The sequence below is a fragment of the Stenotrophomonas sp. Ste86 genome (assembly GCF_024519465.1).
Taxonomy (GTDB): Bacteria; Pseudomonadota; Gammaproteobacteria; order Xanthomonadales; family Xanthomonadaceae; genus Stenotrophomonas.
The window spans coordinates 116,488-134,894 of sequence record NZ_JALJRW010000011.1; the positions used below are offsets into that span (position 1 = coordinate 116,488).

An 18,407-nucleotide genomic window follows, 5' to 3' on the forward strand; every position below is an offset into this window, starting at 1 on the left:
AGGCGGAAACGCCGCGTCCGGCTACCCTGCACACCTGATCCAGTAGTTGCGCCGTCTGCCGCGCGCGCGATTCCCAGGCAACCGCCAGCGGCTTTGGCCGACGGCACTACCCAAGAGTTACGCACCCCCATGAGCGAAGAGACCCCCGTCCTGCCCCCGCGTGAAGCCATGGAATTTGACGTGGTGATCGTCGGCGCCGGCCCTGCCGGCCTGGCCACCGCGATCCGCCTGCGCCAACGCGCGATCGAGGCCGGCCGCGAGTTGTCCGTGTGCATCCTGGAGAAAGGTTCCGAGCCGGGTGCGCACATCCTGTCCGGCGCGATCATGGACCCGCGCGCGCTGACAGAGCTCTTCCCGGACTGGGCCGAGCGCGGCGCGCCGCTGAAGCAGAAGGTCACCCGCGACGAGTTCCTGTTCCTCAGCGAAACCGGCGCGCGCGGCACCCCGCATGCGCTGCTGCCGGAGTGCTTCCACAACGACGGCAATTACATCGTCAGCCTGGGCGAGGTGACCCGCTGGCTGGCGCAGCAGGCCGAAGCGCTGGAAGTGTCGATCTTCCCCGGGTTCCCCGCCGCCGAAGTCCTCTACACCGCCGAAGGCGCGGTGATGGGCGTGGCCACCGGCGACATGGGCATCGAAAAAAACGGTACCCCCGGCCCCAATTTCGAACGCGGCATGGAACTGCATGCCAGGTACACCATCTTTGCCGAAGGCTCGCGCGGCCACCTTGGCCGCCAGTTGATCGCGCGCTACCAGCTGGATGCCGGCAAGGACCCGCAGGCCTACGGCATCGGCATCAAGGAACTGTGGCAGATCGATCCGGCCAAGCATGAGCCGGGCCTGGTGGTGCATGCCGCCGGCTGGCCGCTGGACAACGCCACCTATGGCGGCGCGTTCCTGTACCACGCCGACGGCGGCAAGGTGTCGATCGGCTACGTGGTCGGCCTGGACTACAAGAACCCGTGGCTGAGCCCGTTCGAAGAATTCCAGCGTTTCAAGACCCACCCGTCCATCCGCAAGCATCTGGAAGGCGGCAAGCGCATTGGTTACGGCGCGCGCGCGATCACCGCCGGCGGCCTGATGTCGCTGCCCAAAACGGTGTTTCCCGGTGGCGCGCTGGTCGGCTGCGAGGCCGGCTTCCTCAACGTCAGCCGGATCAAGGGCAGCCATGCGGCGATCAAGACCGGCATGCTGGCCGCCGATGCAGCGTTCGATGCGCTCGCCGCCGATCGTCAGCACGACGAACTCAGCGCCTACCCGGCCGCGTTCGAGACCAGCTGGCTGCATGAGGAGCTCAAGCAGTCCAAGAACTTCAAGCAGTGGTTCAAGAAGGGCCAGACCGTGGCCACGCTGATGACCGGCATCGAGCAGTGGCTGCTGCCCAAGCTCGGCATCCGCAACCCGCCGTGGACGCTGCGCCACAGCACCCCGGACCACGCCTGTCTGGAGCCGGCCGACAAGCACGCCAGGATCGCCTATCCCAAGCCCGATGGCGTGCTCACCTTCGACAAGCTCAGCTCGGTGTTCCTGAGCAGCACCAACCATGCCGAAGACCAGCCCAGCCACCTCACGCTCAAGGATGCCAGCGTGCCGGTGCGGATCAACCTGGCCGAGTATGCCGGCCCGGAAGCGCGCTACTGCCCGGCCGGGGTGTACGAATTCGTCGGTGCGCAGGGCCAGGAGCAGCTGCAGATCAATGCGCAGAACTGCGTGCACTGCAAGACCTGCGACATCAAGGACCCCGCCCAGAACATCGTCTGGGTGACCCCGCAGGGCGGTGGCGGCCCGAACTACACGGGCATGTGATGCGCCACGCCTGCCTGCTCGGGGTCGCGCTGTGCCTGTGTGCGTGCACGCGCACTGCGCAGACGCCCGAGCAGGTGCATCAACAGCAGCTGCAGCGCGCGTTCGCGATCTGTGCCGGATGCCACACCGTCACCCCGGGTGGCGTGCATCGTTTCGGTCCCAACCTGCACGGGGTGGTCGGGCGTCGCGCCGGCAGCTTGGCCGACTATCCCTATTCCACTGCAATGCGCCAGGCCGACATCACCTGGAGCACGGACACCCTGGATACCTTCCTGCGCGCGCCGGCCACCGTGGTGCCGGGGTCGCGGATGGTCAATGCCACCGCCGATGCGGAACGGCGGCGTCAGGTCATCGAGTACCTGCAGCAGGCACGCTGACCGTCAGTCCTGGTGCAGCGACGCCAGGTAAGTGCGCAGGGCGGCATCGAAGCGCTCCAGTTCCTCGCCACAGGCATCCACGCCGTGCACGCCGACCTGCTGCATCAGCGAACGCGCCTGTTCCACCAGCACACCGGCACCGAGGGTGCCCAGCCCGCCGACAATGCGGTGCAGCACCTCTGCCACCGTGTCACTGTCACCCTGCGCGCGAGCCGCCTGGGCGCGGCGCAGGTCCTCTTCGGTGGTGCTGCGCATGCTCTCGATCATCACCCCAGCCACATGCTCGGAGCCGAAGCGCTGCACGATCGCCGTGCGGGTCGGCATCGCGCCCGACGGTGTCGCCTGCGGGACGGCCACCGGCGTTTCCTCGTGGCCGGGCAGCCAGCGCAGCAGCACCTGGCGCAAGGTGGCCAGCGCGACAGGCTTGGCCAGCAGATCGTCCATGCCGGCTTCGCGGCAGCGTTGCAGGTCTTCGGCGAGCGCGCTGGCAGTCAATGCGATCACCGGCATCCGCGGCAGGCCGCGCTCCAGTTCGCGTTCGCGCAGGCGCCGGGTCATGGCGTAGCCGTCCAGCACCGGCATCCGGCAATCGGTGATCACCAGGTCGAAGTGTTCCTGCTCCAGCAGCGCCAGCGCGTCCTGCCCCTGCGCGGCAAGCGCGTAGGCAAGGCCGAGTTGCTGCAGCCGCCAGCGCATCAGCGCCTGGTTGGTGGGATGGTCCTCCACCACCAACACGCGGTACTGCCGCAGCGTCTCCGGCAACGCACCCAACGGCTCGCCGTCGCGTGCCGGGGCCGCATCGGACTCCATCGCCGGCACCCGCGGCAACAGCAGGTGCACCACCACTTCAGTACCCTCCCCGGGCACGCTGTGCAGTTCCAGGCTGCCGCCCATCAAGGCGACCAGCCGCTGGCAGATGCTCAAGCCCAGCCCGGTGCCTCCGTACTGGCGGGTGGTGGCGATATCGGCCTGGGCGAAGGGCTTGAACAGGCGCTCGCGCTGCCCCGGTGAGATGCCGATACCGGTGTCGGTCACCGCCAGACGCAGCCGCTGCGCGCCATCCTCCTCGTCGGTCACGCCCAGCGCGATGGCAACACCGCCCTGCTCGGTGAACTTGATGGCATTGCTGAGCAGGTTGAACGCGATCTGGCGCAGGCGCATGCCATCGCCCAGGTGCATCGGCGCCACCGCCGCATCGACCTGCAGCTGCAGTGTCAGCCCTTTGGCCGCGGCCTGCGGCGACAGCAGCTGCTGCACGTTGTCGAGCAGGCCGCGCAGCGCCAGCGGCTGCAGTTCCAGGCGCAGCGCGCCGGCTTCGATCCGCGAGTAGTCCAGGATGTCGTCAAGGATGTGCCGGAGCATCTGCGCCGAGTCCTCGATCACCGCGATGATGCGCCGCTGTTCGCCATCGAGCGGGGTATGGGCCAGCACTTCAAGCATGCCCAACACCCCGCTCATGGGCGTGCGGATCTCATGGCTCATCGTGGCCAGGAAATCGGACTTGGCCGCGGTCGCGTGCTCGGCCGCGGCCTTGGCGGCAGCCAGCGCATCGGCCTGTGCGCGTGCCTCCGTGACATCCACCCAGTACCCGCTCCACAGAATTTCACCGGCATCGACCGCGTAGGGCAGCGCGCGCGAGCGCACCCAACGAAGGCTGCCGTGCGGGCTGGTGCGGAACTCGATGTCCAGCGCGGCGAAATCGCGTGCGGCGTGGTCCAGCGCCTGGCGGACACGCTCGCGGTCCTTCGCATCGATGCAGGCCATCAGCCGCTTCTCGTCCGCCATCGCATCGGCCACGCTCAAGCCGAACAGCGCTTCCAGGTCGCCGGCGATGTACGGGAAGGAGAACTCGCCACTGCTGTCACGCCGCGCCTGATACACGGTGGCCGGCAGGTTGTCGGTCACGCCGGCAAGGCGCTGCTCCAGGCGCCGGCGCATGCCGACCTCACGGCGCAGCCGCCAGTAACCCCAGCCGTGCACCAGGATGGCGGTCAGCAGCACCAGCGCCAGCGGCACCGCCCAGCGCGCGATCGAACGCCAGTCCACCTCGCTGTGGTACTCGGCCGACAGCCAGTCACCGCGAATGGCTTCATGCTCGCGCGGGCTGAGGTTGACCAGTACGCGGTCGAAGGTGGTCGCCAGCGGCGCGTACTGGCGCTTGACCGCCAGCGAAAGGCGGTCGGAGAAGCCGGCCGGCGCGGTCACATGCAACTGCGCGGGGTATTTCTCCCGCACGATGCGATCGGTGGTGGCCAGATTGCCGATGTAGGCGTCGGCGTCCCCGTGGGCCAGCCGCGCCAAGGCCTGCTCGGCACTGCGCGCGGGCACGATGCGCGCATTCGGCGCGTGCTGCAGCACGTAGCCACGCAGGCGCTCGGGGTCGGACAAGAGGATGCTGCGCCCGTCCAGATCGGCCAGGGCCAGTACCGAGGGGCTGTCGGCGCGCACCACGATCACGTTGGGCACGGTGATGAAGGGCTGGCTGAACACCCAGTCCGGCCCGAGGTAGGCCGAATCATTGGGAATGCCCATGATCACGTCGACCTCGCCCTTGCGCAGCTGCTCGCGCACCTCGAACCAGTCGTGCGCCGGTACCTGCGCCAGGTGCGCGCCGACCATGCGCAGTTGGCGCAGGTAGTCGCCCGCCACGCCGCTGGGCTGTCCGGCGGCATCGATGAAGGCCAGCGGCGCGGCGTTGGGCGCGAACGCCATCCGCAGCGGCGTGGCCAGCACCTGCTTCTCGGCATTGCCCAGGATCAGCCGCGACCGGGTGGACCACTGCAGCGGATGCAGCCAGCGTTGGGCCAGTGCGTCGTGTTCGCCGCGGGTGACTTCGCTGAGCGCGCCATCCAGTGCTTCGGCCAGCGGCTGCTTGGCATTGGGAACGCCGAAGTGCAGACGCTCCGGTGGCAGGTCGCTGGGCCGCAGCAGGGTGACCTGGCGCATCGCGTGCTGGTCGATCAGCATGTTGGCCACGTACGCGTTGCCGATGTATACGTCGGCTTCGTTGCGGCCGACCATGTTCAACGCGGTCAACGTATCGGCGGCGGTGAGCTGCAACGCGGCCGGAAAGCGCGCGCGCACCTGGTCGCTGGTGACGAAGTCGCGCTCGGTCACCACGCGCAGCCCATGCAGGTCCGGGTCGGTGGAAGTGCGGGTGTCATCGGGGCGCCCGACCACGGCCAGCGGCGCATCCATGTAGGCACGGGTGTAAACCACGCATCGGGTGCGGTCGGCGCTCAGGGTGATGTTCATCACCACATCGATTTCGCCTCGACAGGCGGCATCGAGCACCTCGGCCCAGCTGCCGTACCTGCGCACGTCCACCCGTACCCCGAGGCGCCGCGCGAGCAGGCTCAGGTAGTCGTAACCCAAGCCCTGCGGACGTCCATCGTGCATCGATTCGAACGGCGGCCAGCCGCTGTCGTAAATGCCCAGGATGATGGTAGGGTGCCGACCAAGCCATTCACTCTGGCGGGATGATAGCGACGCCGGCGCGGCCGGCGCGTCAGCCCCCACCGCCAGCATCGGCACGAGGGCAAGGACCAGCAGCAACAGCCAGCGGGCAACCGGAGTACGCATGCGGTCTTATCTCCGTAGAATGATGTTTCCACCACGGCACGGCCCGAGCGGCGTCCGCCTAGGCGACCATACTAGTCCATGACCCTCCGCATCATCATCGCTGACGATCACCCGGTGGTCCGTATCGGCACCAAAGCGGTGATCGAAGCCAGCGGCGTGGGTGTGGTGGTGGCCGAGGCCAGCAGCGCCGACGAACTGCTCACCGCGTTGACCACCCAGCCCTGCGATGTGCTGGTGACCGACTACTCCATGCCGGGCAGCCAACAGGCCGACGGCTTTGCCATGATCGGCATGATCCGCCGTCGTTTCCCGGACCTGCCGGTGCTGATGTTGAGCGTCTCCAACAACCTGGCGATCCTGCGCATGGTGGTCTCCATCGGCGTGCTCGGTCTGGTCGACAAGACCTCCTCGATGGAAGAACTGCCGCTGGCCATCCAGACCGTGCAACGCGGCCTGCCCTACGTGAGCCGCACGCTGAAGGAGCGCATTGACGCGATCGGCACGCACAACGTCGATGAGATCAGCACCAAACCGCTTTCGCCCCGCGAGGTCGAAGTGCTGCGCCTGCTCGGCAGCGGACTGACCGTGAAAGAGATCGCCCTGCAGCTACACAAGAGCGTCAGTACGATCAGCCGTCAAAAGGGCGATGCCATGTTGAAGCTGGGCCTGAAGGGCGATGCCGAGCTGTTCGACTACCTGCGCGACGGCGAAATCTGATAAATCGGTCACACTTTTAGCTCAACGCATTCCCCTCCCCTTGTGACGGGGTTGGCAGATATGCCATGATGTCGCTGGATGAGTTCCTAATGCGAGGTCGAAGGAATCGGCCGGCTCATCTACCACGCTCCCCCGTCATGGGCCGGGGCGTCTTACGCGTCGGCCTTCCTGCCCGATGCCCGCAGATCCATGGAGAGGCGCATGAACTTCCTTCCCGCCGTCAGTCCGAGCCTTGTGCGTCCGCGCGTGCGCGTGGCGTTGGCCGGCCTGTTGGTCGCGCTGCTCGCCAGCGCATGCAGCCCCTCGCCTTCGACCGCGTCACCACAGGGCGCCTCCGCGCCACGACAGGATGTTGCCCCGATGCAGAGCACCCTTACTCCCGCCGCTACCGCCACGCCGCCCGATGCCGGCAGCGTGCTGTATTTCATCTACCAGGTCGACGGCGATGGCGCGACGTCATATGAAGTTGCCAATGGCGCGGTCGCGACCTTCTGGTTCGGCCATGCCTTCGAACTGGGCGGCACCAGGTACTACACCGGCTTTGCCTGGAACACCGCGGCCAAGTACGGCAAGCCGGGCGAAGACGAGGCCGGCCCGGAGACCCAGGTAACGCTGACCGAAGCCACCTTCACCCTGACCGGCACCAAGGCCGACAAGCCCTGGGTGTTCAAGGGCATGGAACGCTCGATCGGCAAGGTCGGCGCCTACGGCAACCCGCCCACCATCGACAGCAAGCGCAAGCCGGTCGAACACCGCACCGCCGGTGGCAAGCTGCTGCTGGCGGTACCGACCAGCAGCTTCGAGGCCGGCACCAGCATTGATGGCTACAGCATCCTGGTGTTCAACCCGGACTACGCGCAGGACAAACAGGACGACCGCGTCTGGGCCTACCTGGGCTCGGTCACCACCGGCGAAGACAACGCCGCCGCCTGCGACGAAGGCCAGGCCATGCCGTGCATCGGCAGCGATGGCGAACTGGCCTTCAGCGCCGTGGCCGGCAGCGATCTGCCCGCGATCCGCGTCACCCGCACCGGCACCACCTTCGACGGGCCGGATGCAACGCGTCCGATGGGCCCGCAGGACACGGCGACCTACGCCTACGATCCGGCCGCCAAGGCATACGTACAGAAGTAAGCAGCAAGCAGGACCTGTTGACCGACATGTTGAAGACTCATGGATGAGTCCGGTTGGCGTACTGCGGCATAGGCCGCTCCAACAACCCCAGAGGAAGACGTCATGGCACAGCGTGACTACAGTAAAAAGGAAGTTCTCGACATCATCGAGCAGGTCGCACAGCGCAAGGGCATCCCGAGCGAGGATTTCCTGCGGTTTGCGCACATCGAAACCGGCGGTCGCTTCGACGAGCGCGCCGAGAACAAGACCACCCACGCCAAGGGCCTGTTCCAGTTCCTGCCGTCCACCGCAGAACGTTACGGCCTGAAAGGTCACGAGTTCGATCCGACCCGCAACACCGAAGCGGCCGCGGAGATGTTCCAGCGCAACCTGACGGACATGCAGAAGCGGCACGACCGCACCGGGCATCCGTACCTGTCCGGCGAAGACAAGCCGACCGGGCTGGACCTGTACCTGGCGCACCAGCAGGGCGAGGCCGGTTATGGCTCGATCCAGACCGCGATCGCCACCGGCACGTTCGGCGTGGTGCGCGACCGCCATGGCGAGCAGATCGACATGCGGCCGCGGATCATGGCGCAGATCGGCGATGACGTCCAAGCGCTGACCGGCCACAGCCGTGCCGACATGCGCAAGATGAACGACCACGACCTGGCCGCCAGCTTCGCCCAGTACTACGACCGCAAGTACGATGCGATCAGCATCCCCGAAAAGCACGTCGCCCCGCTCACCGAAGGCCACGCGCGCCCGGCCCAGCAGCAGGCACCGTCTGCCCCGACGCAGACGGCCACGTCGCCGGCGCAGACCGCCGGCGCCGCCGCGGCCGTCGCTGGCGCAGCGGCCGTGGGTGCCACCGCCGTCGCCGCCGCTGCTGGCCAGGACAAGCCCGGGATCAAGCTGGATGCGGCCTACAACGCCGGCGTGCAGTACGACGACGTCAAGTACGCGATCAATATTGCGTCCAGCCAGTATTACCGTGGCAACGGCGTCACCGGCAAGAACGTGGATCAGGGCTACATCGACTGTTCCGGCTGGGTGGGCACGCTGCAGAACAAGACCCAGGACGAGATCAACCGCAAGGCCGGCCATGAGGTCTACACCGACGCGGACAAGATCAAGCTCGGGTATGCCGGCTCGGGCACCATCGTGCAGAACGCCTACAAGGAATCGGGCGTGCTGCTCGACCGCGCCGGCATCGCCAAGCCCGGTGCCCTGCAGGAAGGCATGGTCATCGGGCTGGATACAGCCAAGACCAAGCACGAACACTGGAACGGCATCGACCACATCGTGATGGTGGTGCGCGACCCGAACACCGACAAGCTGTTGATCAGCCAGTCCACCGGCAGCAAGGGCGTGCACACCATGCCGGTGGAGGAGTACCTGAAGCAGGTGGAGAGCCACCCGAACTGGAAGATCTATGCTTCCGATCCGCTGTCCAAGGGCCGCCACCTGCTGGAAAGCCACACGCAGGATCGCGTGCAGGGGCAGGGTGCGGCGACGCATGAAGCGCCGGGCAAGCACGGCAACGCACAGCCCGACGCCGCCCATGGCGCGCTGCTCAAGGACGGCAGCAAGGGCGATGCGGTGCGCAATGTGCAGGAGGAGCTCAACAAGCTTGGCTACGTCGGCGGGGATGGCAAGCCGCTGACCGAGGACGGCAAGTTCGGCCGTAACACCCAGGATGCGGTGCGCGCGTTCCAGCGCGACAACGGGCTGGGGGTCGACGGCATCGTCGGGGCCAAGACCCTGGGCGCGATCGGCGAAGCACGCGACAAGCCGCTGCTGAGCGATCCGCGGCATACCAACAACCCGATGTTCGAACAGGCGGTCAAGGGCATGGAAGGTCTGGAGGCGGGGACCTTCAAGGACCGCCAGTCGCTGCTCAACGCCGCCGGCGCGCTGACCCAGGACGCCAAGGCGGCCGGTCTGCAGCGCATCGATGCGGTGGTGCCCAGCACCAACGGGCAGTTGCTGTTCGCGGTGCAAGGGGGCACCGGCGATCCGGTGCAGTTGCGTGCGCACGTGGAGAAGGGCGCGGCGGAAACGCAGTCGCTTGCCGCCACCAGCGCCGCGCTGCACGAGCCACAGCAGGCCCAGCAGGAGCAGGTGCGCCAGACCCAGAAGGCGATGGGGCACTGAGTTTCATCGGGCAGGACGCCCACCGGGAAGGAAGCCCACGGAAGGCCGCGCTCGCGCGGCCTTCTTTTTTTCTTTTCCCCTCCGTGTGGCTGGCCTGAAGCGCGCTTTGACTCGTTCCAGGCGCGGGGGTCGGTGGGTTGGTCGCTGGGCCCCCATACCCTTTCCGGCGAATGTCCCCCGGCGTCGGCCTGCGGCCGCCACCTCCTCCTTTATTTCGCCTCCAAGGGCATGGGGGCCCAGCGACCAACCCACCGACCAGCTTGGCTTCTACCTGCTTACCGCAGCCGAGCCCCGTAGCGGCCGGTAGGCCCCTGGGCAAAATAAAGGAGGAGGCCGCCAGGCCGGGGGACATTTGCGCCAGGGGCCTACCGGCCGCTACGGGGCCCTCACGCTCGCGAAATACCAGAGCGGAGCCACGAGCAGATCCGCACGAGGCTTGCTACGGCACGTGAAACAAGACACGCCCCTCCATTGGGAGAAGCGCCTTTCTTGCCTGCACTCCATGGACTGCTCGGTCACCCGTAGCCGAACCCCAACGGCCGCCATCGTTCATGCGCAGGTCATGCATTTTTCAGCACCGCTTCAGACGCCCTGCCGTCATATGAATACGCACTCTGGCCTCACCCAGGCGGCAATGTTCCGACAATGTTGGAACCCCAGCTTGGTAGCCAGCACCCGACAGGAGAACCGAACATGCTCAACATTTCCGCACTCAGCTTTCGTGGCCTGGCCATGGCCCTGGCGCTGACCGCCGGCCTGGCCACCATCAGCGATGCCAGCGCCATGTCCAGGAAGGACAAGCGCACGGTCGTGGGCGCGGTGGTGGGCGGCGTGGCCGGTCACCTCATCTCCAACGGCGACCCGACCGCCACGGTCGGCGGCGCGGTTGCCGGTGGTGCCATCGGCAACCTCACCACCCGCGACAACCGTGACCGCCGCTACGATCGCGGCTACGACAACCGCCGCTATGACGATCGCCGTCATGACCGCCGTTACGGCTACGACCGCGGTTACGACCGCCGCAATGACCGCGCCCGTTGGGAGCGCGAACAGCGCGATCGCCGCGACTGGGATCGTCGCCATGGGCGCGGCTGGTAAAGCGGGCGCGACGGCCGGCTGAAGCGGCCGCTTGATGGACGACAGCGCAGCGGGCGGGTCGATGACCCGCCCGTTCTGCGTTCCAGGCACGCGTTGCGCAACGGCGTGGACACCCGACGCACGCGGTACCCTAGCGCTCCCCCGCGCCGCAGCGCACGTCCGACCGCGTCCCGATGAACACCGACACCCACCTCGTCCAGGGCCTCGACAACGATACGGTCGTTGCCGACTGGCCGGCGATCACCGACAAGGAAATCGCCTGGTTGCAGGACCGGTATCCGCAGCTTGGCAGCCACGGCCGCCTGCTGTGGCATAGCCCACGCCCGTTGTCGGCGGCGGCCATCGTCGAGAGCGGTGCGGCCGGACCGGTCTTCGTCAAGCGTCACCACGCCAGCGTACGCAGTGCGCAGGTGCTGGGCGAAGAGCATCGCTTCATCGCCCACCTTGCCGCCGCCGGCATACCGGTCGTGCAGGTACTGCGCGCGGTCGATGGCAGCACCGCGGTCGAACACGATGGCTGGACCTACGAACTGCACGCCCTTGCACCCGGCCACGACCTGTATCGCGACGCCCCCTCCTGGACACCACTGACCGACGCCGCGCAGGCGCGCGAAGCCGGCCGCGTGCTCGCACGGCTGCATCAGGCCTCGGCCGGTTACCAAGGCCCGCAGCGCGGCACGCACCTGCTGGTCGCGCGTGACGACCTGATCCGCAGCGCCGACCCGGTGGCGATGATCGCGCGCGATCTCCACGTTCGCCCCGGCCTGGCCGCGTATCTGGCGCGACAGACCTGGCAGGACGACCTGCAGCGCGCGGTGCTGCCCTGGCATGCCGGCTTGGCCGCACGCCTGCAGGATGAGCCGCGGCTGTGGACGCACAACGACTGGCACGTCTCCAACCTGCTGTGGCGCGCGTCGGGCGAGGGCATGGCGGTGGCCAGCGTGCTCGACTTCGGGCTGGCCTCGCCCACCAGCGCCCTGTTCGACCTGGCCACGGCCATCGAACGCAATGCGGTTGCCTGGCTGGACGTGGACGCACCGGCCCCCGCCGCACGCGTGCCGATCGCGCTGGCCCTGCTTGAGGGCTATCGGGACGTGCTGCCGCTGTCGGTCGAGCGCGTGCACCTGCTCGCCGACCTGCTGCCGATCGTGCACCTGGACTTTGCCCTGTCCGAAGTGGAGTACTTCGAAGGCGTCACCGGCTCTTCAGCCAACGCCGACGTGGCCTACCACACCTTCCTGCTGGGCCACGCCGACTGGTTCAAGGGCACCGACGGGCAGGCCCTGCTCGCGGCCCTGCACGCCGCCGCCTGAGCGAGGGCGGGCAAAACCGTACCGGTTGTGGTGAAATAGTCGCCGAAGCGGGGGTGCCTGGCGAAGCCAGGCTGAGAGAGTCCCTTGGAACCTGATCCGGTTGATACCGGCGTAGGGAGCTTTGTGCAGTGGGCGCAACGACCGGACGGGTCGCTGCGCGCGCGCCGTCGCTTCGTCTCTTCTGGCTGATGACGAATCGAATGAACCGCTGCTACCGCCCTGCCCTGCTGACCGTTGCCCTGTGCGCCGCCCTGCCGCTGCACGCCAGCGACGCCGCACCCGATGCCGCCGACCGTACCCCGACCGAACTTGCCGCCGTGCGCGTGCAGGCGCGGCAATCGGTGACGCCCGCCATCCAGTCCAACAGCTTCGGCAGCGGCGACTGGAAGAACACGCCGGCGTCGATGAACGTGCTCGATCGCACGCTGCTGGACAGCCGCCAGGTGCGCACGCTGTCCGAGCTGGCCAGCAACGATGCCGCGCTGGGCGACAGCTACGCGCCGGTCGGGTATTACCAGAACATTGCCATCCGCGGCTTTCCGCTGGACACGGCCACCGGCTACCGCTTCAACGGCCTGTCCATCGCCGGCGAGCAGCGCCTGGCGCTGGAGAATGTGCAGCAGGTTGAAATCCTCAAGGGCGAAGCCGGCCTGGCCGCGGGCGTGATGGCGCCCGGCGGCATCATCAACTACGTCGGCAAGCGGCCCACCGAAGTACGCAACGTCACCTTGGGCACCGATTCGGAAGGGGCGCGCTACGCGGCGGTGGATGTCGGCCATTGGCTGACGCCGCGCTTCGGCGTGCGCCTGAACGCGGCGTGGGATGACAGCGCGTCGTACATCGACCATGCCGACGGCCGCCGCAACTTCTATGCGCTGGCCACCGACTGGCTGATCAGCGACCGCAGCAGGCTCGAGGTGGATGCCAGCTACCAGACCAGCGCGCAGCGCTCGGCCTCCGGTTACCAGCTGCTCGACGCAACCACGCTGCCCCGCAGCGTGGACCGCACCCGCATGCTCGGCTACCAGCCGTGGCAGCAGCCGGTCGGCATCGACAGCACGAACCTTACTGCCCTGCATACCTTCCAGATCAACGCGCAGTGGCAGACACGCGTGTCGGCCAGCTACAGCCGTTCGGTGATCGATGACAACGTGGCCTTCGCCTACGGCTGCTATTACGCCGCGCAATGTGCCGACGGCAGTGTGCCGGGCAACTACTTCGCCCCCAATGGCGACTACGACATCTACGATTACCGCAGCCCTGACGACACCCGTCGCAACCTCGAGGGGCGCGCCGAGCTGCGCGGCAGCTTCGACACCGGGCGCGTGGGCCACGACCTCACCCTCGGCGTGGATCGTTTCGAACGCACGGTGGACAAGCGCCGCAACGTCAACGAGTACGTCGGCACCGCCAACATCGATGACACGCGCGTGCCGGTGTTCGCACCGTCGCCGCTGCAGCCCGGCCCGTCGGTCCGCCGCCTGGACAGCGCGCAGACCGCCGTGTTCGTGCTCGACCGGATGCAGGTGGGCAATGACTGGCAGTGGCTGGCCGGCGGTCGCTTCGTGCGCCTGGACGAGCGCGCCTTCGACAAGCGCGGCAATCCCGAGCGCCACAGCACGCTGTCGCGTTTCCTGCCGCAGACCGCACTGGTGTGGAAGGCCACCGATGCGGTGAACGTATACGCCAGCTACGTGCGCGGCATTGCGCTCGGCCAGGAGGCGCCGTTCTGGACCTCCAACGACGGTGCGTACCTGGCGCCGGTGCTGTCGCGCCAGACCGAGGTGGGCGTCAAGTACGCCGCCATCGATGCGCTGACCCTGGCCGCGGCGGTGTTCCGTACCTCGCAGCCGTTCCAGTACGCCAGGCCCGACGGCAGCGATGCCGGCTATACCTTCGTCGCCGAGGGCCAGCAGACCCACACCGGGCTGGAGTTGACGGCCAACGGTCGCGTCGCCGAAGGGCTGGTGCTCACTGCCAGCGTCAGCGCGCTGCAGGCGCGCGCGCGCGATACCGGCACCGCGTTCTACGAAGGCCATCCGTTGGTCAACGTGCCCAAGGTGCGCGCCAGCGTGCATGGCGATTACGCGTTGCCTTTCGCCAATGGGCTGTCGGTCACCGGCGGCTGGCGTTATGCGTCGTCCAACGTGGCCACGGTCGATGGCGATGTGCGCGCACCGGGCTACCACGTGGTCGACTTCGGCCTGCGCTTCAAACATGACCTGCGCGCGCATCCGGTGACCTGGAACCTGTCGGTGGACAACGTGTTCGACCGCTTCTACTGGCGCGATACGGGCAGCAGTGCCGGTGATTACTACCTGTTCGCCGGTGCGCCGCGCCAGGCGCGCCTGTCGGTGACGTTCGGGCTATGAACGCGGCGGCGATCCTGGAGTGGTCGGCGGTCGTTGCCAGCCTGCTCGGCGTGTGGCTGATGGCACGCCGGCGGATGCTGGCATGGCCGGTCGGGCTGGTGGCGGTGGCACTGTATGGCGTGGTCTTCGCCGAGGCGAAACTCTACTCGGATACGCTGCTGCAGGTCGTGTTCGGTGGCTTCCTGCTGTACGGCTGGCTCAGCTGGCGCCGGCACGCACAGGAGGACGGCGCGATCGTGATTGCGCCGCTGGCACGCGCGCAGCTGCTGCGCGATCTGGGCATCGGCGTGGTGTTCGGCATCGCGCTCGGTGCGGTGATGCACACCTGGACCGGTGCCGCGCTGCCCTGGCTGGATGCGATGCTCGCCGCGCTCAGCCTGGTGGCGCAGTGGTGGCAGGCGCGCCGGCATATCGCCACGTGGTGGCTGTGGATTTTCGTCGACGTCGTCTACGTCGGCATGTACCTGGTCAAATCGCTGGACGTGACCGCCGGGCTTTACCTGGTGTTCGTCGGGTTGGCGGTGATGGGGCTGCGGGCATGGACGGCGGCGGGCGACCAGACCCGATCGGCTGCCTGATCGGGTCAGTGCTGCGCGACGCTGCCTCGTGCAGCGACCGCCGCCAGGCACGCGGCAGCCATCGACGCCAGTAGCAGGGCTGCGCTGGCCAGGAAGGTCGGACGGTGGCCGGCCTGGTCGAACAGAAGCCCGCCGACGGTGGCACCGACGGCAATCGCCAGTTGCACGACCGCCACCATCAGCCCGCCGGCCGCCTCGCCGTCCTCGGGGAGCGTGCGCGCCAGCCAGGTCCACCAGGCCACCGGCGCGGCGGTGCCAAGCAGGCCCCACAGGGCAAGCAACGCGGCGGTCGGGGCGAGGCCGCGGCCGGGGCCGGCAAGGACCCCGGCGAGCACGGCCATCAACAGTGGCAGCGCGATCAGGGTCGCCTGCAGGCGACGCCGCGCGAACGGCTCGATCATGAAGGTACCGACCAGGCCGGCCGCCCCCATCAGCAGCAGCAGCAACGACAGCATTCCCACCGGCACGCCGGTCTGGGTTTCCAGGTAGGGCCGCAGGTAGGTGAACAGCGAGAACTGGCCCATGAAGAACAGACTGGCCGCGAGCATGCCCCAGGCCACCGGCGGGCGCTTGAGCAGCACGAACACATTCCACGACGCGCGATGCCCATCGGCACGCATGGAAGGCAGTGCGAGGAACTTCCACACCAGCGCGATCAGCGCCACCGGCACCAGCGCCAGGAACGCCCCGCGCCAGCCGACCATCGCCCCGATCCAGCTGCCCATCGGCGCGGCGATCACCGTTGCCAGCGCATTGCCGCCATTGACGATGGCCAGTGCACGCGGCACCTGGTGGGCCGGCACCAGGCGCATCGCGGTGGCCGCCGACATCGCCCAGAACCCACCGATGGCCACGCCGACCAGCGCGCGGCCCAGCATGAATATCGGGTAGCTAGGCGCCAGGGCAGCCAGCGTGGCCGACAGCATCATCGCCAACGTCAGGCCCAGCAGCAGCCATTTGCGGTCCAGTCGACCGGCCAACGGCGACACCAGCAGGCTGGTGACCAGGGCGAACGCACCGGACACGCCGATGGCCCGACCTGCCTGCCCTTCACTGACATGCAGATCGCTTGCGATGGAGGTAAGCAGGCTGACCGGCATGAACTCCGAGGCCACCAGTGCGAAGGCGGCCAGCGACAACGCGAACACCGCCCCCCACTGCCGCGCGGTCGCCGCCGCGACGACGGGCGCGCGCGCTGCCGCGTGACTGGATGCAGGGCCACTCACTGCAGGTTGGTCCGGAAGAACGCCGTCAAACGAGCGAACGGGATCCATTCGACCCGATCGTACAGATCGACGTGACCCGCATCGGGAACGATGAGCAACTCCTTGGGCTGGCCGGCAAGTTTGTAGGCCGCTTCACTGAACTCGCGCGAATGCGCCTGGCTGCCGGCGATGAACAGCATCGGCCGCGGCGAGATGGTCTCGATGTCGTTGAACGGATAGAAGTTCATGAACTTCACGTTGCTGGTCAACGTCGGGTGGGTGGTGAGCTGCGGGGTCGTTCCCGCCGGCGTGAACTCACCGCGAGGGGTGCGATAGAAGTCGAAGAACTCACGCTCGATGGGCGAGGACGTTGCATCAATGTGGTGGACCGAGCCACTGGTGTAGCGGGTCGGGCCGCCGGCGAACTCCACGTCGCGCTGCTCGGCTGCCGCGGCGATCACCGCGCGCCGCTGCTGCAGCGTGACCGCGTGGCCCAGGCCATCGCGGTTGGCCGCGCCCATGTCATACATGCTCACCGTCGCCACGGCGCGGATGCGCGGGTCGATCTTGGCGGCACTGATCACAAAGCTGCCACTGCCACAGATGCCGAGCGCGCCGATCCGGTCCCTGTCGACGAAGGACTGGCTGCGCAGGTAATCCACTGCCGCGCTGAAGTCTTCGGCGTAGATGTCCGGTGAAACCGCATTGCGCGGCTCACCGCCGCTTTCGCCCCAGAACGACAGGTCGATGGCCAGGGTGACAAAGCCCTGCTCGGCCAGCTTGGTGGCATACAGCGTCGAGGACTGCTCCTTTACCGCGCCCATCGGGTGACCGACCACGAGCGCAGCATGCGGCGTGGTGCGGTCCATCCCGCGCGGCAGGAACAGGCTGCCGGTTACGGGCATCCCGTACTGGTTGTTGAACGTGACCTTCTGAACGGCCACGGCCGCGCTGGTATAGAAGTTGTCGGCACCGTGGGACATGTCGGCTCCAGTGGCAAGCAGCGGGCTGGCCAGCAACGCGGCCAGCAGCAGAATCTTCTTCATCGGGGAACTCCGCGGATCGGCGATCTCGGTGGGGCATTGTCGGGGGCAGGCTTCCTCCCGATAAGACGCCCAATCACGGATGGGTCTATTACCCAGGCTTATCAATCGCCGTGGCACACTGCGGCATGGCCAGACGCACCCTCAACGACCTGCTCGCCTTCATCACTGTCGCGCGCGAAGGCAGCTTCACCCGTGCCGCCGGGGTACTGGGGGTGAGCCAGTCCGCGCTCAGCCAGGCAATCAAGCTGCTCGAAGAGCGCCTGCAGATCCGGCTGCTGACCCGGACCACGCGCAGCGTGTCGGTCACCGTGGCCGGCGAGCGGCTGCTGGCCGCGATTGGTCATCGCTTCGATGAGATCGAATCGGAGCTGGATGCGTTGACCGAACTGCGCGACAAGCCAGCCGGACGCGTCCGCCTGACCAGCGGCGACCATCCGCTGCGCACCCTGCTGCTGCCACGGCTGATGCCGCTGATGCACACCTACCCGGACGTGCGCATCGAGTTCGATGTCAGTTATGCACTGCGCGATATCGTGGCCGACCGCTTCGATGCCGGCATCCGGCTGGGCGAGAACATCGACAAGGACATGATCGCCGTGCCGATCGGTCCGGCCATCCGCATGGCGGCGGTGGCCACCCCGGCGTACTTCGAACAGCACGGTGTGCCCAAGGCGCCTTCGGACCTCACCCGACATCGCTGCATCAACATGCGCCTACCCACGTTGGGCGGGCTGTACGCGTGGGAGTTCGAGCGGCGTGGCCGTGAGATCAAGGTGCGCGTGGACGGCCAGCTGACCTTCAACTCCTCCCCGCACATGGTGCTGGCCGCGCTGGACGGGCTGGGCATCGCGTTCCTGCCGGAGGAGGAATTCGCGCCGCACCTGCAGGACGGTCGGCTGCAGCGCGTGCTTGCCGACTGGTGTCCGCCGTTCCCCGGCTACCACCTCTATTACCCGAGCCGTCGCCAGCACTCCCCTGCATTCGCGCTGGTGGTCGAGGCACTGCGCGGGTAAGCGAGCGGCGCGTCACAGGCCGTGCCTGTC

Annotated in this window: 13 protein-coding genes and 1 riboswitch; of the genes, 10 read left to right on the forward strand and 3 right to left on the reverse strand. The window is 67.6% G+C overall.

The window, feature by feature from the left end:
• The first annotated feature begins 129 nt into the window (after positions 1 to 129).
• The gene (locus tag NR101_RS11845) at positions 130 to 1,806 is read left to right on the forward strand and encodes an electron transfer flavoprotein-ubiquinone oxidoreductase (RefSeq protein ID WP_256775280.1); all 1,677 of its coding nucleotides are present in this window, start codon (positions 130 to 132) and stop codon (positions 1,804 to 1,806) included.
• On the forward strand, positions 1,806 to 2,183 hold the full coding sequence (locus tag NR101_RS11850; RefSeq protein ID WP_256775281.1) for a c-type cytochrome: 378 nt from the start codon (positions 1,806 to 1,808) through the stop codon (positions 2,181 to 2,183). The genes NR101_RS11845 and NR101_RS11850 overlap by 1 nt, the downstream gene beginning before the upstream one ends.
• Before the next feature lie 3 nt (positions 2,184 to 2,186).
• Here the strand turns inward: NR101_RS11850 and NR101_RS11855 are convergent, their stop codons facing one another.
• Complete coding sequence (locus tag NR101_RS11855; protein WP_256775282.1) at positions 2,187 to 5,765, reverse strand: transporter substrate-binding domain-containing protein; 3,579 nt, start codon at positions 5,763 to 5,765, stop codon at positions 2,187 to 2,189.
• Positions 5,766 to 5,843: 78 nt separating this feature from the next.
• Here NR101_RS11855 and NR101_RS11860 point away from each other — a divergent pair, with 78 nt between their 5' ends.
• From NR101_RS11860 to pnuC, 7 genes are all read left to right on the forward strand, one after another.
• The gene (locus tag NR101_RS11860; protein WP_256775283.1) at positions 5,844 to 6,482 is read left to right on the forward strand and encodes a response regulator transcription factor; all 639 of its coding nucleotides are present in this window, start codon (positions 5,844 to 5,846) and stop codon (positions 6,480 to 6,482) included.
• A 201-nt stretch (positions 6,483 to 6,683) separates the two neighbouring features.
• Complete coding sequence (locus tag NR101_RS11865; protein ID WP_256775284.1) at positions 6,684 to 7,616, forward strand: hypothetical protein; 933 nt, start codon at positions 6,684 to 6,686, stop codon at positions 7,614 to 7,616.
• Between the two features lie 102 nt (positions 7,617 to 7,718).
• Positions 7,719 to 9,752 carry a peptidoglycan-binding protein gene (locus NR101_RS11870; protein WP_256775285.1) on the forward strand — a complete coding sequence of 678 codons (2,034 nt, stop codon included), beginning with the start codon at positions 7,719 to 7,721 and terminating at the stop codon, positions 9,750 to 9,752.
• Positions 9,753 to 10,445: 693 nt separating this feature from the next.
• Positions 10,446 to 10,850, forward strand: coding sequence for a glycine zipper 2TM domain-containing protein (locus NR101_RS11875; RefSeq protein ID WP_256775286.1), 405 nt, complete (start codon positions 10,446 to 10,448; stop codon positions 10,848 to 10,850).
• 173 nt (positions 10,851 to 11,023) lie between these two features.
• Complete coding sequence (locus NR101_RS11880) at positions 11,024 to 12,163, forward strand: phosphotransferase (RefSeq protein WP_256775287.1); 1,140 nt, start codon at positions 11,024 to 11,026, stop codon at positions 12,161 to 12,163.
• A 39-nt stretch (positions 12,164 to 12,202) separates the two neighbouring features.
• Positions 12,203 to 12,298, forward strand: a riboswitch (TPP riboswitch).
• A gap of 65 nt (positions 12,299 to 12,363) precedes the next feature.
• Positions 12,364 to 14,535, forward strand: coding sequence for a TonB-dependent siderophore receptor (locus NR101_RS11885; protein ID WP_256775288.1), 2,172 nt, complete (start codon positions 12,364 to 12,366; stop codon positions 14,533 to 14,535).
• Positions 14,532 to 15,113: a nicotinamide riboside transporter PnuC gene (gene pnuC / locus NR101_RS11890; RefSeq protein ID WP_256775289.1), complete on the forward strand. Its 582-nt coding sequence runs from the start codon at positions 14,532 to 14,534 to the stop codon at positions 15,111 to 15,113. Before NR101_RS11885 ends, pnuC begins: the two co-directional genes overlap by 4 nt.
• 5 nt (positions 15,114 to 15,118) lie before the next feature.
• Here pnuC and NR101_RS11895 read toward each other — a convergent pair whose 3' ends face one another.
• Both NR101_RS11895 and NR101_RS11900 read right to left on the reverse strand, forming a co-directional pair.
• The gene (locus tag NR101_RS11895) at positions 15,119 to 16,339 is read right to left on the reverse strand and encodes an MFS transporter (protein ID WP_256775290.1); all 1,221 of its coding nucleotides are present in this window, start codon (positions 16,337 to 16,339) and stop codon (positions 15,119 to 15,121) included.
• Positions 16,336 to 17,364 carry an alpha/beta hydrolase gene (locus tag NR101_RS11900; RefSeq protein WP_256775291.1) on the reverse strand — a complete coding sequence of 343 codons (1,029 nt, stop codon included), beginning with the start codon at positions 17,362 to 17,364 and terminating at the stop codon, positions 16,336 to 16,338. The genes NR101_RS11895 and NR101_RS11900 overlap by 4 nt, the downstream gene beginning before the upstream one ends.
• Positions 17,365 to 17,489: 125 nt before the next feature.
• On the opposite strand from NR101_RS11900, the gene NR101_RS11905 reads away from it, so the two are divergent.
• Complete coding sequence (locus NR101_RS11905) at positions 17,490 to 18,377, forward strand: LysR family transcriptional regulator (RefSeq protein WP_256775292.1); 888 nt, start codon at positions 17,490 to 17,492, stop codon at positions 18,375 to 18,377.
• Positions 18,378 to 18,407: the final 30 nt, after the last annotated feature.